Annotated in this window: 24 protein-coding genes; 18 read left to right on the top strand and 6 right to left on the bottom strand. The window is 67.1% G+C overall.

From position 1 onward, the window contains the following. Positions 1-69: 69 nt before the first annotated feature. From AC3WMA_RS11205 to AC3WMA_RS11255, 11 genes are all read left to right on the top strand, one after another. Positions 70-1,725, top strand: a complete 1,656-nt coding sequence (locus AC3WMA_RS11205) for an FGGY-family carbohydrate kinase (RefSeq protein WP_492285436.1) — start codon at positions 70-72, stop codon at positions 1,723-1,725. Next, the gene (locus AC3WMA_RS11210) at positions 1,722-2,450 is read left to right on the top strand and encodes an SDR family oxidoreductase (protein ID WP_492285437.1); all 729 of its coding nucleotides are present in this window, start codon (positions 1,722-1,724) and stop codon (positions 2,448-2,450) included. The genes AC3WMA_RS11205 and AC3WMA_RS11210 overlap by 4 nt, the downstream gene beginning before the upstream one ends. A gap of 89 nt (positions 2,451-2,539) precedes the next feature. Further along, entirely contained in the window at positions 2,540-3,580 is a 1,041-nt protein-coding gene (locus AC3WMA_RS11215) for a zinc-dependent alcohol dehydrogenase (RefSeq protein WP_492285438.1), read from the top strand. Between the two features lie 20 nt (positions 3,581-3,600). Further along, the gene (gene xylB, locus AC3WMA_RS11220; protein WP_492285439.1) at positions 3,601-5,061 is read left to right on the top strand and encodes a xylulokinase; all 1,461 of its coding nucleotides are present in this window, start codon (positions 3,601-3,603) and stop codon (positions 5,059-5,061) included. Between the two features lie 73 nt (positions 5,062-5,134). Next, entirely contained in the window at positions 5,135-5,812 is a 678-nt protein-coding gene (locus AC3WMA_RS11225) for an HAD family hydrolase (RefSeq protein WP_492285440.1), read from the top strand. 7 nt (positions 5,813-5,819) lie between these two features. Beyond that, positions 5,820-6,767 carry a sugar-binding transcriptional regulator gene (locus AC3WMA_RS11230; RefSeq protein WP_492285441.1) on the top strand — a complete coding sequence of 316 codons (948 nt, stop codon included), beginning with the start codon at positions 5,820-5,822 and terminating at the stop codon, positions 6,765-6,767. 278 nt (positions 6,768-7,045) lie between these two features. After that, positions 7,046-8,359, top strand: a complete 1,314-nt coding sequence (locus AC3WMA_RS11235; RefSeq protein WP_492285442.1) for an extracellular solute-binding protein — start codon at positions 7,046-7,048, stop codon at positions 8,357-8,359. After that, positions 8,343-9,350, top strand: a complete 1,008-nt coding sequence (locus AC3WMA_RS11240) for an ABC transporter permease subunit (protein WP_492285443.1) — start codon at positions 8,343-8,345, stop codon at positions 9,348-9,350. Before AC3WMA_RS11235 ends, AC3WMA_RS11240 begins: the two co-directional genes overlap by 17 nt. A 7-nt stretch (positions 9,351-9,357) precedes the next feature. Beyond that, on the top strand, positions 9,358-10,248 hold the full coding sequence (locus AC3WMA_RS11245) for an ABC transporter permease subunit (RefSeq protein ID WP_492285444.1): 891 nt from the start codon (positions 9,358-9,360) through the stop codon (positions 10,246-10,248). A 30-nt stretch (positions 10,249-10,278) separates the two neighbouring features. Then, on the top strand, positions 10,279-11,019 hold the full coding sequence (locus AC3WMA_RS11250; RefSeq protein WP_492285445.1) for a glycerophosphodiester phosphodiesterase family protein: 741 nt from the start codon (positions 10,279-10,281) through the stop codon (positions 11,017-11,019). Between the two features lie 3 nt (positions 11,020-11,022). Beyond that, the gene (locus AC3WMA_RS11255) at positions 11,023-12,507 is read left to right on the top strand and encodes a mannitol dehydrogenase family protein (RefSeq protein WP_492285446.1); all 1,485 of its coding nucleotides are present in this window, start codon (positions 11,023-11,025) and stop codon (positions 12,505-12,507) included. Positions 12,508-12,564: 57 nt separating this feature from the next. Here the strand turns inward: AC3WMA_RS11255 and AC3WMA_RS11260 are convergent, their stop codons facing one another. Beyond that, on the bottom strand, positions 12,565-12,867 hold the full coding sequence (locus AC3WMA_RS11260) for a hypothetical protein (protein WP_492285447.1): 303 nt from the start codon (positions 12,865-12,867) through the stop codon (positions 12,565-12,567). Between the two features lie 308 nt (positions 12,868-13,175). Continuing rightward, positions 13,176-13,865: a GntR family transcriptional regulator gene (locus AC3WMA_RS11265; protein ID WP_492285448.1), complete on the bottom strand. Its 690-nt coding sequence runs from the start codon at positions 13,863-13,865 to the stop codon at positions 13,176-13,178. 156 nt (positions 13,866-14,021) lie between these two features. Between AC3WMA_RS11265 and AC3WMA_RS11270 the strand changes: the two genes are divergently transcribed. The 6 genes from AC3WMA_RS11270 to AC3WMA_RS11295 all read left to right on the top strand — a co-directional run bounded on the left by AC3WMA_RS11270 (position 14,022) and on the right by AC3WMA_RS11295 (position 18,874). Further along, positions 14,022-15,008 carry a TRAP transporter substrate-binding protein gene (locus AC3WMA_RS11270; RefSeq protein WP_492285449.1) on the top strand — a complete coding sequence of 329 codons (987 nt, stop codon included), beginning with the start codon at positions 14,022-14,024 and terminating at the stop codon, positions 15,006-15,008. A gap of 71 nt (positions 15,009-15,079) precedes the next feature. Next, positions 15,080-15,613 (top strand): TRAP transporter small permease, encoded by a 534-nt coding sequence (locus tag AC3WMA_RS11275; protein ID WP_492285450.1) that lies wholly within the window; start codon positions 15,080-15,082, stop codon positions 15,611-15,613. A 3-nt stretch (positions 15,614-15,616) separates the two neighbouring features. Further along, a complete protein-coding gene (locus AC3WMA_RS11280; RefSeq protein ID WP_492285451.1) occupies positions 15,617-16,897 on the top strand; it encodes a TRAP transporter large permease in 1,281 nt (426 codons plus the stop codon). Positions 16,898-16,907: 10 nt separating this feature from the next. Then, a complete protein-coding gene (gene kduI, locus AC3WMA_RS11285) occupies positions 16,908-17,744 on the top strand; it encodes a 5-dehydro-4-deoxy-D-glucuronate isomerase (RefSeq protein ID WP_492285452.1) in 837 nt (278 codons plus the stop codon). Further along, entirely contained in the window at positions 17,744-18,514 is a 771-nt protein-coding gene (kduD, locus tag AC3WMA_RS11290; RefSeq protein ID WP_492285453.1) for a 2-dehydro-3-deoxy-D-gluconate 5-dehydrogenase KduD, read from the top strand. Before kduI ends, kduD begins: the two co-directional genes overlap by 1 nt. A gap of 12 nt (positions 18,515-18,526) precedes the next feature. Continuing rightward, positions 18,527-18,874, top strand: a complete 348-nt coding sequence (locus tag AC3WMA_RS11295; protein WP_492285454.1) for a cupin domain-containing protein — start codon at positions 18,527-18,529, stop codon at positions 18,872-18,874. Here AC3WMA_RS11295 and nagA read toward each other — a convergent pair. The 3 genes from nagA to AC3WMA_RS11310 are packed head-to-tail and all read right to left on the bottom strand — an operon-like array spanning position 18,871 to position 21,679. After that, on the bottom strand, positions 18,871-19,986 hold the full coding sequence (nagA, locus tag AC3WMA_RS11300; protein ID WP_492285455.1) for an N-acetylglucosamine-6-phosphate deacetylase: 1,116 nt from the start codon (positions 19,984-19,986) through the stop codon (positions 18,871-18,873). The genes AC3WMA_RS11295 and nagA overlap by 4 nt on opposite strands. Then, the gene (locus tag AC3WMA_RS11305; protein ID WP_336810659.1) at positions 19,983-20,756 is read right to left on the bottom strand and encodes a GntR family transcriptional regulator; all 774 of its coding nucleotides are present in this window, start codon (positions 20,754-20,756) and stop codon (positions 19,983-19,985) included. The genes nagA and AC3WMA_RS11305 overlap by 4 nt, the downstream gene beginning before the upstream one ends. Next, on the bottom strand, positions 20,753-21,679 hold the full coding sequence (locus tag AC3WMA_RS11310) for an N-acetylmuramic acid 6-phosphate etherase (protein ID WP_492285456.1): 927 nt from the start codon (positions 21,677-21,679) through the stop codon (positions 20,753-20,755). The genes AC3WMA_RS11305 and AC3WMA_RS11310 overlap by 4 nt, the downstream gene beginning before the upstream one ends. 74 nt (positions 21,680-21,753) lie before the next feature. On the opposite strand from AC3WMA_RS11310, the gene AC3WMA_RS11315 reads away from it, so the two are divergent. Further along, positions 21,754-22,653 (top strand): DMT family transporter, encoded by a 900-nt coding sequence (locus tag AC3WMA_RS11315; protein WP_492285457.1) that lies wholly within the window; start codon positions 21,754-21,756, stop codon positions 22,651-22,653. Here the strand turns inward: AC3WMA_RS11315 and AC3WMA_RS11320 are convergent. Next, positions 22,650-23,753 carry an anhydro-N-acetylmuramic acid kinase gene (locus AC3WMA_RS11320; RefSeq protein WP_492285458.1) on the bottom strand — a complete coding sequence of 368 codons (1,104 nt, stop codon included), beginning with the start codon at positions 23,751-23,753 and terminating at the stop codon, positions 22,650-22,652. The two genes, AC3WMA_RS11315 and AC3WMA_RS11320, sit on opposite strands and share 4 nt — an antisense overlap. Positions 23,754-23,813: the final 60 nt, after the last annotated feature.

Here is a 23,813-nt window from a genome sequence, read left to right on the forward strand (position 1 = left end):
GGACGATGTGCAGCTTCGACGAACCGCGCGCCCCTCATGCCTGGCGACAGAACCGCGCCGCGGCCTGAGATGAGTGGGCATTTCATCGGCATCGATGTCGGCACCGGCAGCGCCCGGGCCGGCATTTTCGACCGGACCGGGCAGATGCTCGCGACGGCCAGACACGATATTGCGCTCTATCGCGACGGCCCCGATCTCGCCGAGCAGTCCAGCGCGGATATCTGGGCGGCCGTCTGCGCGAGCGTACGCGCGGCGATGGCCGAGGCCGGGCTCGCGCCGGACGATATCGCCGGCATCGGCTTCGACGCGACCTGTTCGCTCGTCGTGCTCGGACCGGGCGGCGTGCCGCTACCCGTCGGGCCGCATTGCGACACGAAACGCGACATCATCGTCTGGATGGACCACCGTGCCATCGCACAGACCGCGCGCATCAACGCGACCGGCCATCCCGTGCTCGCCTATGTCGGCGGCACGATTTCGCCGGAGATGCAAACGCCGAAGCTGCTCTGGCTCAAGGAGAACCTGCGCACGACCTATGACGCCGCTTGGCAATTCCTCGACCTGCCGGATTTCCTCACCTGGCGTGCGACCGGCTCGCTCGCACGCTCGACCTGCACGGTCACCTGCAAATGGACCTATCTCGCTCATGAGGGACGCTGGGATGCGAGCTATTTCCGGCAGATCAGCCTCGATGATCTCGCCAATGAAGGATTCACCCGGATTGGCACGGAGATCGTTCCGGGCGGCACCGCGCTTGGACAGGGCCTGACCCAGCAGGCCGCCGCCGAGCTCGGCTTGAATCCCGGCACCGCCGTCGCGGCTGGCCTGATCGACGCCCATGCCGGCGGCGTCGGCTCGGTCGGCCTGCGCTCGTCGCACGGCACCGCGCTGACCCGCATGGCCTATGTCTTCGGTACTTCGGCCTGCACCATGGCAAGCAGCACCGAGCCGATCTTCATTCCCGGCATCTGGGGTCCCTATTTCTCGGCGATGGCACCCGGCCTCTGGCTCAGCGAGGGCGGACAATCCGGCGCCGGCGCCGCCATCGAGCAGCTCATCGGCTTCCACCCGGCGGCGCCCGAGGCGCAGCGTCTTGCCGAAACGGAGGGTCTCTCGCTGCCCGATTGGCTCGCGGCACAAGCGGCCCGGAATCCTGCCACACCTTCGGACGCAGCCCGCCTCGCCGGCGAGATCATCGTCGTGCCCGATTTCCTCGGCAATCGCTCGCCCCATGCCGATCCGCAAGCGCGCGCCGTGATCGCCGGGCTCGGCATGGCGCGCGATCTCGACAATCTCGTTTCGCTTTACGTCGCCGGCCTCACCGGGATCGGCTACGGCCTGCGCCAGATGATCGAGGCCAGCCGCGCGAAGGGCGCCACGATCGAGGCGATCGTGCTCAGCGGCGGCGCTGGCCGCCATCCCCTGATCCGGCAAGTGCTGGCGGATTGCGCCGGTCTGCCGCTGCTGGCCCCCGATGACGTCGATCCCGTCCTGCTCGGCTCGGCCATGCTTGCTGCAACCGCCGCGCATGCCTTTTCCGGCCTCGGCGCGGCCATGACCGGAATGGCGCCGGGCGCCACCGTCTTCATGCCCGCTGTTGGCGACATCGCCGAACTGCACGCGGGCCGCCTCGCCGCTTTCGAGGCGCTGCAGGCCGCAGCCCGTACGGCCCGCAACCTCATGCAGCCCGCCCGGATTCAGGCCTCACCGGAGACCGCAACGTGACGCAGAACCTCACCGGAAAGACCGCCGCGATCACTGGCGCCGCTTCGGGGATAGGCCTCGCCTGCGCGAAGCGCCTGCTCGCGGCCGGGTCTCGTGTCGTCCTGATCGACCGCGACGGCGATGCCCTTGCGCAGGCCTGCGCGCCGCTCGGCGCCGAGGCCATCCCGCTCGTCGTCGACCTGACCGACCCGGCCTCCGTCGCCGGCATGCTGCCTGCGATCCTCGACAAGACCGGCCCGCTCGACATCTTCCACGCCAATGCCGGCTCCTATGTCGGCGGCCCCGTCAGCGAGGGCGATCCCGACGCCTGGGACCGGATGCTGAACCTCAATATCAACGCCGTCTTCCGCAGCATCCACGCTGTGCTGCCGCACATGATCAACAGAAAGACCGGCGACATCCTCGTCACCAGTTCGGTCGCCGGCGTCGTTCCCGTGGTCTGGGAGCCGGTCTACACCGCCTCGAAACATGCAGTGCAGGCCTTCGTCCACACCTTGCGCCGGCAGGTCATCCCGCATGGGCTGCGCGTCGGCGCCGTCCTGCCCGGCCCTGTCGTCACCGCCCTGATCGCCGACTGGCCACAGGAGAAGCTCGATGCCGAGCGCGCCCGCGGCGGCCTGATCGAGGCGGAGGAGGTGGCGGAGGCCGTGCATTTCATGCTGACCCGCCCGCGCAACGTCACCATCCGCGACCTCGTGATCCTGCCGCAAAGCACGGACCTCTAGCCGCGATGCCTTGAAAGCACTCGATAAAGTCAATTTCGGCGACAGGCAGGTTTGCTTGCGTCCTGTTCGCCAGGGGAGTTTCGATCGCCATGTCCCGAGCCGTCTTCCTTCACGCCGCCGGCGATGCGCGCGTCGCGCCGTTCAATCTTCGCGAGGGTGCGGCGGGCGAGACCCTGCTCGATGTCGCTGCCGTCGGCCTCTGCGGCAGCGACCTGCACTATTACAAGGATGGCGGCATCGGCTCGGCCGTGATCGCGGCGCCTTTCGTGCCCGGCCACGAATTCAGCGGCTGGCTGACCGAGGATCTGCCGGAACTTGGCCTGGGGCGCGGCGCCCTCGTCGCGGTCGATCCCAACCAGGCCTGCGGCCAGTGCGAGCATTGCCGCAGCGGACATCCCAATCTCTGCCCCGAGGTCGTGTTCATCGGCGCGCCCCCGCATGACGGGGCCATGACCGAGCGCATCTGGGTGCCGAAATCGCAGATCGTCGCGGTGCCCCAAGACTTCTCGCCGAGCGATGCGGTGATGCTCGAACCGCTCGGCGTCGCGATCCATGCCGTCGACCTCGCCAAGCCGCGTCTGCTGGAGCGCGTGGCGCTGATCGGCTGCGGCCCGATCGGCCTCCTGATCCTGCAAGTGCTGCGCACGGCCGGCGTCGGTGAGGTTCTCGCCTGCGATCCGCAGCCGCATCGCCGCGAACTGGCTCTCAGGCTGGGCGCCAGCAAGGCCGGCACCAGCGTCGCCGACATCGCCGAATGGACGAAGGGCGAGGGCCTGCCTCTGGTGATCGAGGCGACCAATGCCCCCGAGGGATTCCGTGACGCGATCCGCGCCGCCCGCATCGGCGGGCGCGTCGTGCTGGTCGGTATCCCCGACGGCGACAGCTATGTGATCCCGGCCGCGGAAGCCCGCCGTCGCGGGCTGAACATCAAGTTCTCGCGCCGGATGGGCCATGTCTACCCGCGCGCGATCGAGTTGGTGGCGCAAGGCAAAGTCGATGTCGAGGCGGTCGTGAGCCACCGCTTCCCGCTCGCTGACGGACCGGCCGCCTTCCGCCGCCATGCCGATAACGAGGTCGGCATGGTCAAGAGCATGATCTATCCGGGCGGCCTGCCCGAAGATCGCCGCTGAAACCGCAAGCAGGAGCTGATGTGAGCTTCATCGGCATTGATCTCGGAACCTCCTCGGTCAAGGCCGTGCTCGTCGATGACGAGCAGCGCGTGCTCGCCGCCGCGGCACGGGAACTCACGGTCACGCGCCCTGCCCCGCTCTGGTCGGAGCAGGCACCGGCAGACTGGGTCACCGCCACGATGGCAGTCCTGCGCAGCTTGAAGGATACCGCCCCGGAAGCTTTCCGGCGCTGCGCCGGAATCGGCCTCTCCGGACAGATGCACGGCGCGGTGCTGCTGGACGCGCGCGACGAGCCGCTGCGCCCCTGCATCCTCTGGAACGATGGCCGCGCCGCAGCCGAATGCGCCGAGATCGAAGCCGGCGAACCGGCTTCGCGCACGATCACCGGCAACATCGCCATGCCCGGCTTCACCGCGCCCAAGCTGCTCTGGGTGCGCAAGCACGAGCCCGACATCATCCGCCGCACCCGCAAGGTCCTGCTGCCGAAAGCCTATCTCCGGCTCGTCCTCACCGGTGAGGCGATCGAGGAGATGTCCGATGCGTCCGGCACGCTCTGGCTCGATACCGGCCGCCGCGACTGGTCCGACCGGATGCTGGCCGAGACAGGACTGGGTCGCAGCCACATGCCCACCCTTGTCGAAGGCTCGCAGGCTGCCGGGCGCATGCGCCCCGAACTCGCCCGTGAACTCGGCTTCGACGCCCTGCCGCTCTTTGCTGGCGGCGCGGGCGACAATGCGGCCGGAGCGGTCGGGCTGGGCGCGGTCGGCCCCGGCAGCAGCTTCCTGTCGCTCGGCACCTCCGGCGTCCTGTGGCGCACGACGGCTGGCTTCGAGCCGCGCGCCGACAGCGCCGTGCATGCCTTCTGCCACGCCCTGCCCGGTCGCTGGCACCAGATGTCGGTGCACCTTTCGGCTGCGGCCAGCCTGAGCTGGTGGTCGTCCATCGCCGGGCAATCCGAAGCGGCGCTGCTCGGCGAGCTCGGCGGGCAGATCGACCGCCCCTCGCCTGTGCTCTTCACGCCCTATCTCTCCGGCGAGCGCACGCCGCATAACGACCCGCAATTGCGCGCCGGCTTCCACGGTCTCGGCCACGATACGGACCGCAAGGCGATGACCCAGGCCGTGCTGGAAGGCGTCGCCTTCGCCTTCCGGGACGGCAAGGAAGCGCTTGAAGCCGGGACATCGCCGATCGGCGAGGCCATGGCCATCGGCGGTGGGGCGCGCTCGGATGCATGGCTCGCGATCCTCGCCGACGTCTTGAACCTGCCGCTGACACGCTACCGCCAAGCCGAGGCCGGCGCGGCCTTCGGCGCCGCACGTCTCGCCCGGCTCGCCTGCACCGGCGAAAGCCCGGAGGCGGTCTGCACGCCGCCATCCGGCGAGGCCGATATCTTCATGCCGCACCCCGCCAGGGCGGCGGCCTATGCCGAGCGCCATGCCCTCTGGCGCCGCGCTGCGGAGGTCAGTCGCGCGCTGCGCTGACCGAGGCGAAGTTTGACAGATGATCGGGCGAATGCTCTTCATGTGAGCATTCGTTCAAATCGACTGTTGCCCGATGCTCACTCCGCGCCAGCCCTTCGACCTCGTCATCCTCGACTGCGACGGCGTGCTCGTCGACAGCGAAACCATCAGCTGCCAGACCCTGGTCGATATTCTCTCGCCTTTCGACGAGAGCTATGATCTGGAGACGGTCATGCGCCGCTATCTCGGGCGGCCGGCCAGCGCAGTGATCGAGGATTACGAGAGAATGACCGGTCGCCCGGCCTCGGCCGACTTCACGCAGGACTGGCGCGCCCAACTCTTCGCTTCTTTCAGGAGCGATCTCCAGCCCGTCGACGGCGTCCGCGAGGCCGTCGAATCCTTCGCCAGCGATTATTGCGTCGCCTCCTCCAGCGACGAGGAACGCATCGAGTTCTGCCTGCGCAAGACTGCGCTCTGGGACCTGTTCGAAGGCCGGATCTTCAGCACGACGCGCGTGAAGCGCGGCAAGCCGGCGCCCGATCTCTTCCTGCTGGCCGCAAGCGAGCGCGGCGTCCCGCCCGAACGCTGCCTGGTCATCGAGGACAGCGTCAGCGGCGTGACCGCGGCGAAAGCAGCGGGCATGACGGCCTATGGCCTCGCCGCAGGCAGCCATTTCGCCGTGCTCGACCAGCGTCAGGCACTTATGGCGGCCGGAGCCGATCGGCTTTTCGAATCCTGGCGAGAGCTTGCGCTCGCACCGGCGCCCCACTGAGATCGCGATGGCCGAGAACGATAGCACCCGCCTCGACGACGCCGCCCGGGCCGGTTGGCTCTATTACATCGCCGGGCGCACGCAGGACGATATCGCGCAGATCCTGAACATCTCGCGCCCGGCGGCCCAGCGCCTCGTCTCGCTCTGCCGCAGCGAGGGCCTGATCAGCTTCAGGATGAACCATCCGATCAGCACCTGCATGGATCTCGCGGCCCGGCTGCGCGACCGTTTCGAACTGCTGCATTGCGATGTCGCCCCCTCCGACGGCTCGCCAGACACAGGCGTAGCCGGCGTCGCCGCGCTCGGCGGCGTGCTGATCGAGCGCTGGCTGCGCTCGCGGAAATCGCTGGTCATGGCGCTCGGCACCGGCCGCTCGATGCGCGCCAGCATCGAGCGCGTGCCCTCGATGTCCTGCCCATTGCACCGGCTGGTTTCGCTGGTCGGCACGATCTCGCCGGACGGCTCGGCCAGCCCGTTCGACACGCTGGTGAAGCTCGCCGAAATCACCAAGGCGCAGCATTTCCCGATGCCGCTGCCGCTCTATGTCTCGAGCCCGGAGGAGCGCGCCCAGCTCGTCGAGATCGAGTCGATCCGGCGCATCCGCGCCATCGCCGGCGAGGCCGATCTCTGGGTCATGGGCATCAGCCAGATCGGCGAGGACGCCGTGCTCTATCGCGACGGCTTCATGAATCGCAGCGAATTGCTCGACATGGTCCGCCACGGCGCCGTCGGCGAGGTGACCGGCTGGGTCTTCGATGCCGAAGGCCGCTTCCTCGATCGCGGCACCAACCTGCGCGTGACCAGCGTGCCGCCGGAACCGGGCAGCACGCGCCTGCGCATCTGCATCGGCCAGGGCCTGGCCAAGGTCTTGCCGCTGCGCGCTGCCCTGACCGGCAAGATCATCAACGGCCTCGTCACGGACGAGGACACCGCCCGCGCCCTGCTCGCGGACTGACTCCACTGTTATTACAGCGCGCCGCGCAGCGGCGATCCCGGAAGCCCGGATAGAGCGTCATTCTCGGGCTTGACCCGAGAATCTCCGGACAGTGGAGCGCAGGAGCCTCGCTCGGCCAGAGATGCTCGGGTCAAGCCCGAGCATGACGGCATGGTTCGAGCCATCGCACGCGGCTGTCATGCGGCCGTCACCAACGGTTGACATAACAGGCCAGTGTGCGAGCATATGCTTCAACAAAGAGCATATGCTCGCAGAAGACGAATGAGGGAGGCTTTGACATGCGACCTTTCTATGGTGCTTTGGCGGGCGCAGGCGCCCTGCTGCTGACGGGGATATCCGCCGTGCAGGCGGCAACCGAAATCGAACTCTGGCACGCAATGAGCGGCGCGCTCGGCGAGCGGGTCGACGAGGTCGTGAAGAAGTTCAACGACTCGCAGAAGGACTACGTCGTCAAGTCGATCGCCAAGGGTACCTATGACGAGGTCCTGAACGGCACGATCGCGGCCTATCGCGCCAAGCGCCAGCCCGAGATCGTGCAGTCGAACGAGCGCTCCTTCCTGACCATGGTCAATTCCGGCGCCATCGTCCCGACGAACGAATTGATGGCCGAGCAGGGCATGCCGCTCGACACCTCGAAATTCATCGCCCCGGTGGTCAGCTACTTCGCCATCAACGGCAAGCTGCAGGCGATGCCGTTCAACTCCTCGACGCCGATTCTGTTCTACAACCGCGACCATTTCAAAGCCGCCGGCTTTGACAAGCCCGGCGCGACCTGGCAGGAGCTCGAGCCGCAGCTCGACGCGATCAAGGCCAAGGGCGTCTCGAAATGCGCGATGGTGCTCCCCGGCGACTACGAGTGGAGCTTCCTCGAGAACTACAGCGCCGTGAACGACATCCCGTACGCGACCAAGCGCAACGGCATGGACGGCCTCGACACCAACTTCGTCTTCAACAAGGGCAAGCTCGTCGGCCAGGTCGAGCGGATGAAGCGCCTCGTCTCGTCGGGCGTGATGCAGCTCGCCGGCCAGGGCATCATCCCGATCCAGCTCTTCACCTCCGGCGAATGCTCGACGATCATCGCCTCCACCGCCTCTCATGCTGCCGTGGTTGCGGCCGCCAAGTTCGACTGGAGCGCGAGGGAAATCCCCTATGAGCAGGGCGTCACGCCGAAGAACAGCGTCATCGGCGGCGCCGCGCTCTGGACCCTGAAGGGCCATACGCCGGAGAAATACAAGGCGGTCGCCGCCTTCTACGACTTCCTCGCCAAGACCGACACGCAGGTCTGGTGGCACCAGGCGACGGGCTATGTCCCGGTCACGACCGCCGCCTATGACGCCGCCAAGGCGCAGGGCTATTACGAAAAGAACCCGACCCGCGAGATCGCCGTGCTGCAGCTGATGCGCGGTACGCCCAGCGACAATTCGCTCGGCTTCCGCATCGGCAACAGCAACCAGATCAACGTCGCGATCATGGAAGAGGTCTCGGCCGCCTTCCTGGGCCGCAAGCCGGTGCAGCAGGCACTCGACGATGCCGTGTCGCGCGGCAACGAGGCGCTGCGCCGCTACGAGCAGCTCAATGCTGGCAAGAAATAAGCCGGCTGGCCTCACCCAGGCGGCTGGCGGGGGCGCTCTGCGCCTCCGCTCGCCGCTGCGGCGCCTTTTCCTGAAGGGTGCCGACGATGGCCAGGCGGAAAGCGGGCTCAAGCGCGCGCATTTCAAGGAATGGCGTCTGCCCTTCTGGCTGCTCGCGCCGCAGCTCTTCATCCTGCTGCTGTTCTTCTTCATCCCCTCGATCAGGGCGCTGATCCAGGCTTTCCAGTTGACCGACCCGTTCGGCGCCACGACCCAATGGGTCGGCTTCCAGAACTTCGAGCGGCTCTTCCGCAGCAACGTCTACTGGTCCTCGGCGCAAGTGACGCTGATCTTCACGATCGCGCAGAACGTGCTGACCCTGTCGCTCGCGCTGCTGCTCGCCTTCGCCTCGAACCACATCCTGCGCGGCCGCGGCGCCTATCGCACCGTGCTGCTCCTGCCCTATGCCATCGCGCCGGCGATCGCCGGCATCATGCTCGCCTTCCTGTTCAATCCCCGCGTCGGCCCCGTCGCCCATATGCTGCAGGGGATGGGTCTGGACTGGGACCCGAACCGCAATTCCTGGCATGCGCTCGCGCTGGTCGTGATGGCCGCCTCGTGGAAGCACATCTGCTACAACTACATCTTCCTGGTCGCCGCGCTGATGTCGGTGCCGCAGTCGATCCTCGAATCCGCCTATCTGGACGGCGCCGGGCCTATCCAGCGCTTCCTGCGCATCTCGCTGCCGATGATCGCGCCGACGCTGTTCTTCCTGATCGTGATCAACTTCGTCTACGGGCTGTTCGAGACCTTCGCCATCGTCGACGCGACCACGCGCGGCGGCCCGGCCGGCGCCACCTCGATCCTGGTCTACAAGGTCTATCAGGACGGCTTCGTCACGCTCGACCTCGGCTCGTCGGCCGCGCAATCCGTCGTGCTGATGGCGCTCGCTTTGCTCCTGACCTTCGCGCAGTTCCGCTTCGTGGAGCGCCGCGTGAACTACAGCGTCTAGGCCCGCGATGAACGAGCGCACCCCCGTCATCGACGCTCTCTGTCACCTCATCCTGCTGGTGGGCGCGGCGCTCGTCTGCCTGCCGATCTATTTCGTCTTCGTCACCGGCTCGCTGACGCAGCAGGAGATCATGCGCGTGCCGATGTCCTGGCTGCCGGGCAGCCAGTTCCTCGCGAACACGCAGACCGTGCTGAGCAACGCCAATTTCGGCCGGCTGCTGCTCAACTCCTTCATCATCGCCACCGGCATCACCATCGGGAAGCTCGCGGTCTCGGTGATCGCGGCCTTCGCCGTCACCTATTTCCGCTTCCCCTTCCGGATGACGGCCTTCTGGCTGATCTTCATGTCGCTGATGCTGCCGATCGAGGTGCGCATCGTCCCGACCTATGAATCTGCCGCGAATGTCGCGCTGCCGCTCAACATTCTCGGCTCCTGGCTCGGCATCAAGGCGCTGGTCGATCTCGACTGGAACCTGGTCAACACCTATTCCGGCCTGATCCTGCCGCTGATCGCCTCGGCGACCGCGACCTTCCTGTTCCGCCAGTTCTTCCTCACCGTTCCCGACGAACTCTGCGAGGCCGCGCGCATCGACGGCGCCACGCCCTGGCAGTTCTTCCGGCTGATCCTGCTGCCGCTCTCGCGCTCGAATATCGTGGCGCTGGCGATCATCCTCTTCCTGATGGGCTGGAACCAGTATCTCTGGCCGCTCCTGCTCACCACCGAGCCCGCCATGGCCAATGCCGTGATCGGCCTGAAGAAGCTGATGCCCCAGAGCGACTCGCTGCCGACCTGGCATCTCCTGATGAACGCGGCCTTCCTGACGATGCTGCCGCCGACCATCGTCATCCTCATCCTCCAGCGCTGGTTCGTGAAGGGGCTGGTGGATAGCGGCAAATAACCCGCCCACGGGCAAGCAAGGCTTTTCGACATGCGGATCATCGGTCATCGCGGCGCGCGCAACATCTGGGCGGAGAACAGCCTGAGCGGCTTCCGCAACGTCTGCGCCCTCGGCGTCGACGCCGTCGAGCTCGACGTGCATCTCTCCAGCGACGGCGAGATCATGGTGATCCACGATCCGCTGCTGGAGCGCACCACCGACCACAAGGGCCCGGTCGCGCATCTCTCGCGCGCGGCGCTCGCCAAGGTGACGCTCGACGACACGCTGGGCGAGACGATCCCGACCTTGCCGGAGGTGCTCGACGTCTTCGGCCCGACCGGGATCGAGCTCGAGATCGAGATGAAGATGGATGCCTTCGGCAATCCCTATCCCGGCCTGCTCGACAAGGTCATCGCCCTGGTCGAAGCCCGCAAGATGGCCTCGCGCGTCGTGCTGACCTGCTTCGTGCCGGAGGTGATCGAGGAAATCCGGGCGAAGGCGCCGCATATGCGCCGGCTCGCCTCGGTCGATCGCCGCTCCTGCGAAGCCTTCGGCGGCGTCGACCGCACCTTGCAGCGCTTCGTCGATCTCGGCTGCATCATCGCCGTCGAGCAATCACTGCTGCGGCTCTGCGTCGATCGCGCCGTCGGCATCGTCGGGCGCGACAAGCTCGGCGCCTGGGTGCCCAACACGGTGCGCGATCTCGATTTCTGGCTGGGCCAGCCGATCGCGCAGATCACCAGCGACCGGCCCGACCTCGCCTTGATGCTGCGCGCCGCACGGAAAGGCTGAGCCATGGCGACACGCCTGTCGCTGGCAACTCTCGGCCAGTTCCCGCCCTCGGTCGGTGTTCCCGACTATCGGCGGGACGAGCTGCGCCCCGGCATCGTCCATATCGGCGTCGGCAATTTCCACCGCGCCCATCAGGCCGCCTATCTCGACGAACTGTTCGAGCGTGGGCTCGACCGCGATTGGGCGATCATCGGCACCGGCGTCCGCGAAAGCGACGCCGAGATGGGCCGCGATCTCGCCGCGCAGGATTTGCTGACCACGGTGGTGACGCAGGAGGCCGAGAGATCGCAAGCGCGCGTCACCGGCGCGATGATCGATTTCGTGGCGCCGGGCGATACGGCTGCGATCCTCGAACGGCTCGTCGATCCCCGCACGCGGATCGTCTCGCTGACCGTCACCGAGGGCGGCTACTATATCGACCCGGCGACGCAGGCCTTCGATCCCGGCCATCCCGATATTGTCGCCGATGCGGCTGACCGCCTCGCCGCCCCGAAGACCGCCTTCGGCGTGATCGCCGCCGGTCTCCTCAGGCGGCGCGGGGCCGGCCTGCCACCCTTCACGGTGATGTCCTGCGACAACCTGCCGGGCAACGGCCATGTCACGGCGGATGCCGTCGCCGGGTTGGTCGATCTGATCGACCGGAACGACGCGAGCTGGATCCGTGGCAGCGTCGCCTTTCCCAACGGCATGGTCGACCGCATCACCCCCGCGACCTCGGAGCGCGAACGCCAGTCATTGCGCGAGGATTTCGGCGTCGCGGACCACCGCCCGGTCTTCTGCGAGGATTTCCGGCAATGGGTGCTGGAGGATCATTTCCCGGCCGGCCGCCCGCGCCTTGAAGAGGTCGGCGTGCAGTTCGTCGCCGATGTCGCGCCCTTCGAACTGATGAAGATCCGCATCCTCAATGGCGGCCACGCCGCGATCGCCTATCCCGCCGGCCTGCTCGACATCCACTTCGTCCATGAGGCGATGCAGGACGCCCAGATCGCCCGCTTCCTGTCGGCCCTGCTCGACGACGAGGTCATTCCCGTCGTGCCGCCGGTGCCGGATACCGATCTCACCGATTACAAGCGCACGATCGAGCGGCGCTTCGCCAATCCCAAGATCGGCGACACGATCCGCCGGCTCTGCCTCGACGGCTCGAACCGCCAGCCGAAATTCATCCTGCCGACGCTGCGCGATGCCTTGCAAGCAGGCAGGCCAATCGAGGGACTCGCCCTGGTGAGCGCCCTGTGGTGCCGGTACTGCTACGGCGAGACAGAAAGCCGGCAAACCATACAAGCCAACGACCCCAACTGGTCACGCTTGACCGAGCAGGCCCGGCTCGCGCGGGACGCTCCCGAGGCCTGGCTCGCGATGCAGGACATCTATGGCGATCTCGCGCAGAACGAGCGCTTCAGACACGCTTTTACACAGGCGCTCCAACGGCTCTGGCAATCGGGAACCCGCGCAAGCCTCGGCCACTATCTGGCCTCGCATAGCTCCTGACCGGGAACAGGTGCCCGCGGCCTCCAGCGTCATCTCATCGAAAGTGCGGATAGAGCGCTAGGCGACGTCGTGGCCATGCGAAACCGCGCGAAGCTCGACATATCGGCGGCGCGTTTCGGCAGTGTTGGGCAAACCGGTTTCATGCAGCCATGCCAGGAATTCGGTCGGCTTGATCGTGACGATCTCGAGCGCCCGCCCACGCGCGAGCCAGGCATTCATCACCGCGACCGCATTGCGATGCCAGGTCGCGTAATCCGCCGGCATCTCCTCGCGGTCATGCGCGAGTTCCCAGAGCTGAGAGAAATCCTCCCGCTCGTACCACGGCATCGCGATCGTATAGGCCTCGACAGTAGGCTTCACTTTGAGCCCATCGTCCGCATAGAGCGCGGAAATTTGAGGATGCTGATCGCCTGATCTGGTGGGTCGTCAGCTTGCTTTGAGTAGGCGCCGGGCCAAGCAGGAAGTCAATGCGACACGCTGCAACAGCCATGCGCTGACGGCGCCGAAATGCCATGAGACGGCGTCCCAAAACTGGCGGACATGGAGCCATCGAGACCTGCCGATTGATCGGCCCGCCACAGAACGGCAGTCGGCTACGCAACCGGCGTGACGACTCCATTCAAGCATCCCCGCGACGATCTGCTTGACCGCCGGACAGAGGCACGCCCCTACTCGAACAGATCGGGATAATTCGCCTCGGTCTTCGGCAGGGCGCGCAGGATCTCGGTCAGGTGGTGGCGCATGGCGGCCTCGGCCTCGGCCGCATCGCCCGCATCGATCGCCGCGATGATGCGCCGATGCTGCTGGATCAATGGCAGCATCGCCTCCGGCCCCGGCAAGGTGAGTTGGCACACCCGGTCCATATGCGCCTTGATATCCCGGATCGCCTCCCAGGCGAGCGGCATGCCGACACCTTCCGTCAACTCGATATGGAACAGCTCGTCATAGCGCTGGAAGGTCGCATGGTCGTTCCGCGCCGCCGCCTTGTCCTGCATCTCCAGAAAATCGGCAATGCGCTGCCGGCTTTGGGCGGCAAAGGACTGGCAGGCCTGCCGGACGATCGCGACCTCGACCGCCTCGCGCACGAAGCGCGATTCCATCATCTTGCGGACCGAGAACTTGACCACGACCGTGCCGCGCTGCGGCTGGATATCGACGAGCCGCGTCTTGGCGAGCGCGATCAGCGCCTCGCGCACCGGCTGGCGAGAGACCCCGTATTTCAGCGCGATCTCCTGCTCCGACAGGCGCGTGCCCGGCGGTAGTTCGAGCGCGATGATCGCCCGGCGCAATTCGGCTTCGACGCGCCCGGCCGCCGAAGCGCCCGAGGCGAGGGCGGGTGACGCCAACGAAAGGCTCAAGTCGAAAACCTCCACAGCCTGTTGCGTACCATACCGCAACATACTACCATACAATCACTGCCGCAACCGAGACGGGGCGACAGCAAGCTTACGTTCGGGCCGCCAGCGAACAAGCCGGGAAACGGCAGCGCGCCCGAAAACACGGGAGAACGCACCATGACCGCACGCCGCACATTCCTCGCTTATACCGCAGCGTTCGCCTTCTCGGCCGCTGCCGCGACTTCAGCCCTGGCCCAGAGCGTGACGCTGCGCTCAGCCGACATCCACCCGACCGACTACCCGACCGTCGAAGCCGTCCGCTATCTCGGCAAGCTGCTTGAGGAGCGCACGCAAGGCCGCGTCAAGATCAACGTCTTCCACTCGGCCCAGCTCGGCCAGGAGAAGGACACGATCGACCAGACCCGCTTCGGCGTCATCGACATCAACCGCATCAACATGGCGCCGTTCAACAACCTGATCCCGGCGACCAACATCCCCTCCCTGCCCTTCATCTTCCGCTCGGTCGATCACATGCGGAAGGCGATGGACGGGCAGATCGGCGACAACCTGCTCAAGGAGTTCGAGAAGCACGACCTGATCGGCCTCGCGCTCTACGATTCCGGCTCGCGCTCATTCTATAATTCCAAGCGTCCCATCAACAGCCCCGCCGACATGAAGGGCATGAAGATCCGCGTGCAGCAGTCCGACATGTTCGTGGCGCTGGTCTCGGCGCTCGGCGCCAACGCCACGCCGATGCCCTTCGGTGAGGTCTATTCCGCTCTGCAGACCGGCGTCATCGACGGTGCCGAGAACAACTGGCCGTCCTATGAATCGACCCGCCATTTCGAGGTCTCCAAGTTCTACTCGGTGACCGAGCACTCGCTCTCGCCGGAAGCGCTGGTGATGTCGAAGAAGAGCTTCGAGAAGTTCAACGCCGCCGATCAGGCGATCATCAAGGCCGCCGCGAAGGAATCGGTCGCCAAGATGCGCGAGCTCTGGGATGCGCGCGAAAAGGCGTCTGAAGCCAAGGTCAAGGCGGGCGGCGCCCAGATCAACCAGGTCGACAAGAAGCCCTTCATCGAAGCGATGAAGCCTGTCTACGACAAGTTCGTCACCGACCCGAAGCTGAAGGACATGGTCGCCGCTATCCAGGCGGTGAACTGAGCCTCGTCCAGGCAGGGCGGCCCATCACAGCCGCCCCGCTTCCGGCCCCTTGCCAGCCCCGGGCAGATTTCATGCGCGCTTTCACCGCCTTCCTCACACGTATCGACGCCAAGCTCAGCTTGTTCGCGCTGATCGCCGCCGGGGCCGGCCTCGTCCTGATGACCGTGATGGTCGCCTGGGGCGTATTCGGCCGCTATGTGCTGAACGACACGCCGATCTGGGTCGAGGCCGGATCGCTCTTCCTGATGTCTTGGTTCATCCTGCTCGGCGCCGCCGTCGGCGTGCGCGAGAGCGACCATCTCGGCTTCGAGGTCGGGCTGGTGATGTCGCCGCCGCCGGTGCGGGCCGCGCTGATCGTCATCGGCGAGGCCCTGGTCTGCGCCTTCGGACTGGCGATGCTAGGCTATGGCTGGCAGCTCGCCGCCGGCACCTGGGACGACCGCATACCGATCATCGGCATATCCCGCGGCTGGGACTATGTCCCGATCGCGGCCGGCGGCGCCCTGATCGCGCTGTTCGCGCTGGAAAAGCTCCTCCTCTTCATCACCGGCGAGCAGCAGGCGCCGCTCGGCTTCGTCCATTTCGGCGAAAGCCAGGAGGCCTGAACGATGGAACTCTGGATTCTCTTCGGCGTCTTCTCCGTCCTGCTGCTGATCGGCGTGCCCGTCGCCTTCTGCCTCGGCATCGCCTCGGTCGCGACCGTCGCCTATATGGGCCTGCCGCCGGTCGTCGTCTTTCAGCAGATGAATTCCGGCATGAACGCCTTCGCCATGATGGCGATCCCGTTCTTCATCTATGCCGGCGACCTGATGATCCGCGGCGGCATCGCCGAGCGACTGATCCAGATGGCGGCGAGCCTCGTCGGCCATCTGCGCGGCGGCCTCGGCCAGGTCAATGTCGTGACCTGCACGCTCTTCGGCGGCATCTCGGGCTCGGCCGTGGCCGATGCCTCCGCCGTCGGCGGCCTGATGATCCCGCAGATGAAGAAGCGTGGCTATGACGCCGACTACGCCGTCAACGTCACCGCAAACGCGGCGATCATCGCACTCCTGATCCCGCCCTCGCACAACATGATCATCTATTCGCTCTCGGCGGGCGGCAATCTGTCAATCGCAGACCTGTTCACAGCCGGCATCGTGCCGGGCCTCATGCTCTGCGCTGCGCTGATGGTCGCCGCCTGGGCGGTGGCGGTGAAGCGCGGCTATCCCCGCGAGCCCTTCCCCGGCTTCGCGACCGTGGGGCGCTATGTCGTGCTGGCGCTGCCCGGCATCCTCTTGATCGGCATCATCTTCGGCGGCGTCCGCTCCGGCGTCTTCACCGCGACGGAATCCTCCTGCGTCGCCGTCGTCTATGCCATCCTCGTCACGATCTTCGTCTACCGCCAGCTCACCTGGACCGCCTTCGTCGAGGCGACCTTGGGCGCGGTACGCACCACGGCGATGGTGCTCTTGGTGATCGGCACGGCCGGCGCCTTCGGTTGGCTGATGGCCTTCCTGCAGGTGCCGCAGGCGACGATCGCCGCGATGAAGGCGGTCTCCGACAATCCGATCGTCATCCTGCTGATGATCAACCTGATCCTGCTGGTGCTCGGCACCTTCATGGACATGGCGCCGATGATCATCATCTGCACGCCGATCTTCCTGCCGGTGGTGAAGGCCTTCGGCGTCGATCCCGTGCATTTCGGCGTGATCCTGATCCTCAACGCCGGCATCGGCCTCAACACCCCGCCGGTCGGCTCGGTACAGTTCGTCGCCTGCGCCATCGGCCGCATCTCCATCGGCGAGTCCATGCGCACGATCTGGCCGTTCTACGGCGCCAGCGTCGCCGTGCTCCTGCTCGTCACCTATGTGCCCGGCCTGTCGCTCTGGCTGCCGCGCCTGTTCCACTGAAGGACCGATCATGACCATCGAGATTCGCCAGGTTTCGCACCCCGAGGCCGTCAAGGGCTTCGACACGGCGGAGCTGCGGCGCCACTTCCTGATCGAGACGCTGTTCGCGCCCGGCGAGGTCAAGCTGACCTACAGCCATCTCGACCGCGTCATCGTCGGCGGCGCCATGCCGACGGCAAGTGCGATCGTGCTGCCGACGCCGAAGGCCGTCGGCACCGACGCCTTCCTGAAGCGTCGCGAGCTTGGCATCGTCAATGTCGGCGGCCCCGGCAAGGTCTCGGTCGGCGGCAAGGATTACACGCTCGCCAAGCGCGATGCGCTCTATGCCGGCAAGGAAGCGGGCGAAGTCTCCTTCGCCAGCGACGATGCGGGCAATCCCGCCAAGTTCTACCTGCTCTCGACGCCGGCCCATGCCGTGCATCCGACCAGGGTGATCCGCGAGTCAGATGCCAAGACGCTGGCGCTCGGCGAGCAGGCGACCGCCAACAAGCGCGTCATCCGCCAGTACATCATCCCCGGCGTTTGCGAGACCTGCCAGCTCGTGATGGGCGTGACCACGCTGGAGGAAGGCAGCATCTGGAACACCATGCCCTCGCATGTCCACGACCGGCGGTGTGAGATCTATCTCTATTTCGACGTCCCCACTGATGCGCGCGTCTTCCACCTGATGGGCGAGCCGCAGGAGACCCGTCACCTCGTCGTCGCCAACGAGCAGGCGATCCTCTCGCCCGGCTGGTCGATCCATTCCGGCGTCGGGACCAAGGCCTATTCCTTCATCTGGGGCATGGGCGGCGACAATGTCGACTACACCGACATGGACATGGTCGCGACCGGGGACCTGCGCTGATGTCTTCAGCCTTCGATTTGAGCGGCCGGACCGCGATCGTCACAGGGGCCAATACGGGCCTCGGTCAGGCGATCGCGGTCGCGCTCGCTCAGGCTGGCGCGGGCATCGTCGCGGTAGGCCGCTCCAGCATGGCCGAGACGAAGACGCTGGTCGCAGCGACGGGCCAGTCCTTCCATGAGATCTCGGCCGACCTCGCGACGCTGGAGCCGATCGGCCGGATTGTCGAAGAGGCAGCGGCCGCCGCGAAAGCCGATGGCTCGCGGCTCGACATCCTCGTCAACAATGCCGGCATCATCCGCCGCGCCGATGCCCTCGACTTCACCGAGGCCGACTGGGACGCGGTGATGGACGTGAACCTGAAATCGACCTTCTTCCTGACTCAAGGCGTGGCGAAGCGCATGCTCGCCGACGGCAAGGGCGGCAAGGTGATCAACATCGCCTCGCTGCTGTCCTTCCAGGGTGGCATCCGCATCCCCTCCTACACCGCCTCGAAGAGCGGGCTCGCCGGGCTGACGCGGCTGCTCGCCTGCGAATGGGCGAGCAAAGGCATCAACGTCAACGCCATCGCGCCGGGCTATTTCGTAACGAACAATACCGAGGCCTTGCGCGCCGATCCCGAGCGCAACGCCGCGATCCTCGCCCGCATTCCCGCTGGCCATTGGGGCAAGCCGCAGGAACTCGGCGGAGCCGCCGTGTTTCTTGCCTCGGATGCCGCCGCCTACATCCATGGCGTCGTGCTGCCGGTCGATGGCGGCTGGCTCGCGCGCTGAGAAAGAACCGACATGGACCGCAAGAACGAGCCCTTCGCCCATGATGCCGACCTCGCCTGGGAGCCGGCCGGCGAAGGCGTGACGCGCAAGATCCTGACCTATCGCGACGAGGTCATGATGGTGCGGGTGCGCTTCGAGGCCGGCGCGATCGGCCCGGCACACAGCCACCCGCATATCCAGTGCTCGCTGGTCGAGAGCGGCGTCTTCGACATCACCATCGCCGGCCACACCGAGCGCCTCGTCGCGGGCGACAGCTTCACCGTGCCGCCCGATGCGGTCCACGGCGCCGTCAATATCGAGGCCGGCGTGCTCGTCGACGTCTTCACGCCGATGCGCCGGGATTTCGTGGCGTCCGCCTAGTTCGCTATCCGCAAGATGGAGAATTCTGCCTTCCGGCCCGGCGCGATTCGGCCATGGCTGCCGGAGAGGCCGAGATAGGCGGCCGGCACCGTGCTCGCCATCGCCAGAGCCTCGGCGAGGGTCGCGCCGCCAAGGCGATGCGCATTCAGGATCGCCGTGTTCATATCGAGATGGGCTCCCGCGAGCCGGCCCTCGACATTGACCAGGCGTCCGCCACTGACGCGGATCGTCTCGCCGAACAGCTCGAAAGCGTCGCGCGGCGAACCGATCGTCGCCATCGCGTCGGTGACCAGCATCATCCGCTCCGGCCCGATCGCACGGAACGCCGCCTGGAACGAGGGCCAGGCCACGTGATGGCCATCGGCGATGATGCCGGCGGAAAGCCCGTCATCCGACATCGCAGAGCCGACCACGCCCGGCTCGCGCGAGCCGAGCTGCGACATGGCGTTGAACAGATGCGTCACGCCGGAGAGCCCCTCGGCCCGGGCCCGCGCCATCTCCGCCGCGGTGGCATTGCTGTGGCCGGCGCAGACCTTGACGCCATTATCGACCAGGGCCCGGATGAAGCCGCTCGGCACGCATTCGGGCGCGAGCGTCACCAGCGTCACGCCGCTGGGCCCAAGCGACGCGAGCAGGTCGATATCGGACGGCTCCGGCCGCAGCATATTGGCGAGCGGGTGGGCGCCGTTGCGCTGGGGATTGATGAAGGGCCCCTCGATATGGATGCCGAGTGCACCGGGCACGCGCTGCGCGATCGCCTCGCGGGCCGCTGCGATCGCGCGGGCGATGTCGGCGCGGCTGGCGCTGATCAGCGTCGGCAGCAGGAAGCGGGTGCCGAAGCGGGCATGCGCGGCGCAGATCATGGCGATGCCCTCGGCCGACAGGCTGTCGTTCAGCATCACGCCGCCGCCGCCATTGACCTGGATATCGATGAAGCCCGGCGCCAGGACGGCGTCCTCCGGCAACTCCTCGACCGCGCAACCGGGTGCGGCATCGCCGGCAAGGATCACACTGACGATGCCGTCCTCGGCAATGACGATCCGGTCCGTTTGAATCGCTGTCCCGTCGAACAGGCGCCGCGCACGCCAGGCTTGTCGCTCCGGGAACGTCACGATTGCGGCCCCATCGCTTCGCCCTTCAACGTGGCGACGAAGTCGTAGCGGTCGCCGCGATAGGCGGAGACCGTGAATTCGACCGGCTTGCCATTGCCGAGGAAGGCGCGCCGCTCGATCCGCAACAGGGCGCTGCCGGCGGGCACGCCGAGATGTTTCGCTTCTTCCGCCGTGGCGAGACCGGCATGGATGCGCTGCACGCCATGGGCCGGTGCCGCGCCGCGCTCCGCCAGGGCGGCATAGAGCGAGGTTCCGATCAGGTCCGGCGACGGCAGGATCGTCGCCGGCACGACCGCGCATTCGATCGCAAGCGGCTCGCCATCAGCCGTCCTGACGCGGGTCAGGCGCACGACGCCGTCAGCGGGGCCGAGGCCCAGCGCCATCGATTCCTGCGGCTTCGGCCGCGTCAGCTCCTTCGACAGCCAGATCGAGCCGGGCCGCCCGCCACGGTTCTCGATATCGGTCGAGAAGCTCGCCAGCACCGAGAGCGGCTGCTCGATGCGCGAGGCGACGAAGGTGCCCGAGCCATGCCGGCGCGAGAGTGTGCCGCTGCGGATGAGTTCGTCGATGGCGTTGCGCACGGTGACGCGGGCATAGCCGGTGAGCTGGGCGAGGTCGCGCTCGGACGGAACCGCATCGCCCGGCTGGAAGACATCACTCTCGATCAGGCGCGCCAGCGCACCGGCGAGCCTGAGATAACGCGGCGTCGGGTCGTCGCCCGCCAGCGCCTGCAGGATCGCCTGCTGCTTGGCGGGCATCGCCTCGCTCACGGCACCGCCCTGGGCCGGGCCGGCGCTTCGGCCGCCAGCCCGGAGCCGAGATCGACGAGGGCGAGGCGCAGATTGCCGCGATGGCGGGTGAGCAGTGTTTCGGCCAGCGCAGCATCGGCGCCGCTGGCCAGCAAGGCCGCCCGTTTCACGTCGCCGCGGGCACGGTCGAGATGCCGGGCTGCCGCCTCGATGCCGCAACCGGTGATCATGTCGACCATCTCGGCCGCGCGATGCCTGAGCTTGGCGTTGGTGGCCCGCATATGGACCATCAATCCGCGATAGACGCGGCCCAGCCGGATCATCAGCAGGGTCGAGAACAGGTTGAGCACGATCTTCTGCGCGGTGCCCGCCTTCATCCGCGTCGAGCCGGCGACGACCTCCTCGCCGGTCTCGATCAGGATGCCGAGATCGGCTGTGCGCAGCAGGGCCGAGCCGCGATTATTGGCGACGCCGAGCGTCAGCGCGCCACGCGCCTTGGCCTCGCCGATCGCCGCGAGCGTATAGGGCGTACGGCCGCTGGCGGCGAGGCCGATGACGACGTCGTTCGCGCCGACTTTGGCCCGGCGCATCGCCTCGGTGCCGTCATCGACCGAATCCTCGGCGTTCTCGACCGCATGCAGGATCGCCTCGTCCCCGCCCGCAATGGCGAAGCCGAGCCGTTCCTCGGGCCAGTCGAAGGTCGGGGTCAGTTCCGCGCCGTCCTGCACGCCGATGCGCCCGGAGGTGCCGGCACCGGCATAGATCAGGCGCCCACCGGCCTCGAGCCGCGGCACGGCAGCCGTGACGGCCTCGGCGATCGCAGGCAGGGAGGTCGCGATCGCCGCGACCGCCGCGAGCTGCCCCTCGTAGAGCGCCTTCAGGATATCGAGATCGCCCCAGGCGTCGAGTTCCTGAAAGCGCGCGCTGACATCTTCGGTCGCCATGAACAGCCTCTTGTGACCAGACCAAATTAAGTCCACTTTAGCCCAGTAGCAAGCCGGAAGCGGACAGGGAACCCATGTCGCAACCAGAACCGCCGATTTCCCTTCCCGCCCGCGCCGCACGCCTGACCGCCAATGTCTCGCCCTTCCTGCTCGGCCTCGCCGGAATCGCCTTGCTGACGGCAATGGACGGCGTCGTGAAGGCGCTTTCGCCGCGCTACAGCGCCTTGCATCTCACCTTCCTGCGCTTCGCCGTGACAGCCGCGATGGGCGCCCTGCTCTTCCTCGCCCTGCGCGCCCCGCTGCCGGATCGTGGCGTCGTCACCGGCAATCTGCTGCGCGGGGTACTGGTCGCGCTATCGACGCTCGGCTTCTTCTACGGGCTTGCCGTACTGCCGCTGGCGGAGGTCTTCATCATCTCCTTCATCGCGCCACTACTGGTCGCGCTGATCGCAATCCCGCTGCTCGGCGAGCGGCCGAGGCCACTGGTCTATGTCGTACTCGCGCTCGGCTTCATCGGCGTCCTGGTGACGGCCGGCGGCTTCAGCCTCGCGACGATCGCGCCGGAGCGGATGCTCGGGATCGCGGCGGTCCTCGGCTGCGCCGTGGCCTACGCGCTCTCCATCGTGCTGCTGCGCCAGCGGGCCAAGCGCGGCGACCCGCCCCTGACGATCGCGCTGTTCCAGTCGGCGATCCCGGCCGCCATCCTCGCACTGCCGGCGGCCTTGTTCTGGACGCCGATCGCGACCGCCGACTTGCCGGCCCTCATCCTGATCGGCGCGCTCGGCCTTGCCGGCCATGTCGCGTTGGCGCTGGCTTTCGCGCGCGGCGAGGCGAACCGCCTGGTCGCGGTCGAATATACCGGACTGATCTGGGCGATCCTGATCGGCCTCGTCTTCTTCGCGGAAATGCCGACGCCGCAGGCCCTGCTTGGCGCCGCGCTGATCATCGGCGCCTGCTGGCTGCTGCGGCGCTAGGCCGGAAGATTCAGCCGCCCGCCGGTCAGGGGCTGCGGTACGCCGGTCGTGCCGGGCAGGCTGAGGGCCAAGCCCTTCACGGAGCGGATCGCGAGATAGCCGAAGGTCTGTGCCTCGATGACGTCGCCGGCCCAGCCGGCCGCCTCGACGGGCTCGACGGGCACGCCGAGACGCGCCTGCAGGCGGCGCATGAAATGACCGTTCAAGCGCCCGCCGCCGGTGACGAGCCAGCGCCGCGGCGCCTTCGGCACATGCCGCAGCGCATCGACGACGCTCTCGACCGTGAAGGCTGCGAGCGTCGCCGCGCCATCGGCATCGGAGAGCGCCTCGACCACCTGGGCACGGCGGTGGAAATCGTTGCGATCCAGCGATTTGGGCGCCGGCCGGTCGAAATAGGGATTGACCATGAATTCCGCGACGAGGTCTTCGCGCACCGTCCCGCTCGCCGCCAGCACGCCGTCGGCGTCATAGGTCTTGCCGAGGCGGCGCAGGACGAAATCATCGAGAATGGCGCTGGCCGGGCCGGTATCGAAGGCGATAACCTCCTCGCCGTCGATATAGGTGACATTGCCGACCCCGCCGAGGTTGAGCACCATCACCGGCTGCTCCAGCCCCTGGGCCAGCGCCCGGTGATAGAGCGGCGCGAAGGGCGCCCCTTCCCCACCAGCCTCGACATCGGCATGGCGGAAGCGGTCCACCGTCGGGATGCCGAGCGAGCGAGCCACCGCAGGCCCGTCCATCAACTGGCGCGTGAAGCGGATTTCGGGGCGGTGATAGACGGTCTGCCCATGCAGGCCGACGAGATCGACGCTCTCTGGCTTGATCCCCTGCTCCGCCATGAAGCGCCTGATCGCATCGAGATGAGCCGCTGTCACGGCGGCCTCCAGCTCCTGCAGCGGCTCCGTCACCGCGCGCTCGGCTTCGGCGATCAGCGTCTGCAGCTCACGGCGGGTTTCGGGCGGATAGGGATAGGAGGCGCCGGCGCCGAAGCTGAGCTGCTCACGGCCGTCGCTCTCGACGATCGAGACGTCGATGCCGTCCATCGAGGTCCCGCTGATCACGCCGATCGCCGTCAGCACCGGCTTGTCGAGGTCACGCATCGCCGCTTCGCTCCCCTGCAACCTCGCGCGAAGCTGCCGCGAGGCTTGCACCGGCTCTAG

The organism is Allobosea sp. FW305-C-101 (assembly GCF_058783685.1).

Coding starts and splice junctions, on each gene's coding strand:
- AC3WMA_RS11205 (WP_492285436.1), top strand. CDS start 70: ATGAGTGGGCATTTCATCGGCATCGATGTCGGCACCGGCAGCGCCCGG.
- AC3WMA_RS11215 (WP_492285438.1), top strand. CDS start 2,540: ATGTCCCGAGCCGTCTTCCTTCACGCCGCCGGCGATGCGCGCGTCGCG.
- AC3WMA_RS11225 (WP_492285440.1), top strand. CDS start 5,135: ATGCTCACTCCGCGCCAGCCCTTCGACCTCGTCATCCTCGACTGCGAC.
- AC3WMA_RS11230 (WP_492285441.1), top strand. CDS start 5,820: ATGGCCGAGAACGATAGCACCCGCCTCGACGACGCCGCCCGGGCCGGT.
- AC3WMA_RS11235 (WP_492285442.1), top strand. CDS start 7,046: ATGCGACCTTTCTATGGTGCTTTGGCGGGCGCAGGCGCCCTGCTGCTG.
- AC3WMA_RS11240 (WP_492285443.1), top strand. CDS start 8,343: ATGCTGGCAAGAAATAAGCCGGCTGGCCTCACCCAGGCGGCTGGCGGG.
- AC3WMA_RS11245 (WP_492285444.1), top strand. CDS start 9,358: ATGAACGAGCGCACCCCCGTCATCGACGCTCTCTGTCACCTCATCCTG.
- AC3WMA_RS11250 (WP_492285445.1), top strand. CDS start 10,279: ATGCGGATCATCGGTCATCGCGGCGCGCGCAACATCTGGGCGGAGAAC.
- AC3WMA_RS11255 (WP_492285446.1), top strand. CDS start 11,023: ATGGCGACACGCCTGTCGCTGGCAACTCTCGGCCAGTTCCCGCCCTCG.
- AC3WMA_RS11270 (WP_492285449.1), top strand. CDS start 14,022: ATGACCGCACGCCGCACATTCCTCGCTTATACCGCAGCGTTCGCCTTC.
- AC3WMA_RS11275 (WP_492285450.1), top strand. CDS start 15,080: ATGCGCGCTTTCACCGCCTTCCTCACACGTATCGACGCCAAGCTCAGC.
- AC3WMA_RS11280 (WP_492285451.1), top strand. CDS start 15,617: ATGGAACTCTGGATTCTCTTCGGCGTCTTCTCCGTCCTGCTGCTGATC.
- kduI (WP_492285452.1), top strand. CDS start 16,908: ATGACCATCGAGATTCGCCAGGTTTCGCACCCCGAGGCCGTCAAGGGC.
- kduD (WP_492285453.1), top strand. CDS start 17,744: ATGTCTTCAGCCTTCGATTTGAGCGGCCGGACCGCGATCGTCACAGGG.
- AC3WMA_RS11295 (WP_492285454.1), top strand. CDS start 18,527: ATGGACCGCAAGAACGAGCCCTTCGCCCATGATGCCGACCTCGCCTGG.
- AC3WMA_RS11310 (WP_492285456.1), bottom strand. CDS start 21,679: ATGGCGACCGAAGATGTCAGCGCGCGCTTTCAGGAACTCGACGCCTGG.
- AC3WMA_RS11315 (WP_492285457.1), top strand. CDS start 21,754: ATGTCGCAACCAGAACCGCCGATTTCCCTTCCCGCCCGCGCCGCACGC.
- AC3WMA_RS11320 (WP_492285458.1), bottom strand. CDS start 23,753: ATGCGTGACCTCGACAAGCCGGTGCTGACGGCGATCGGCGTGATCAGC.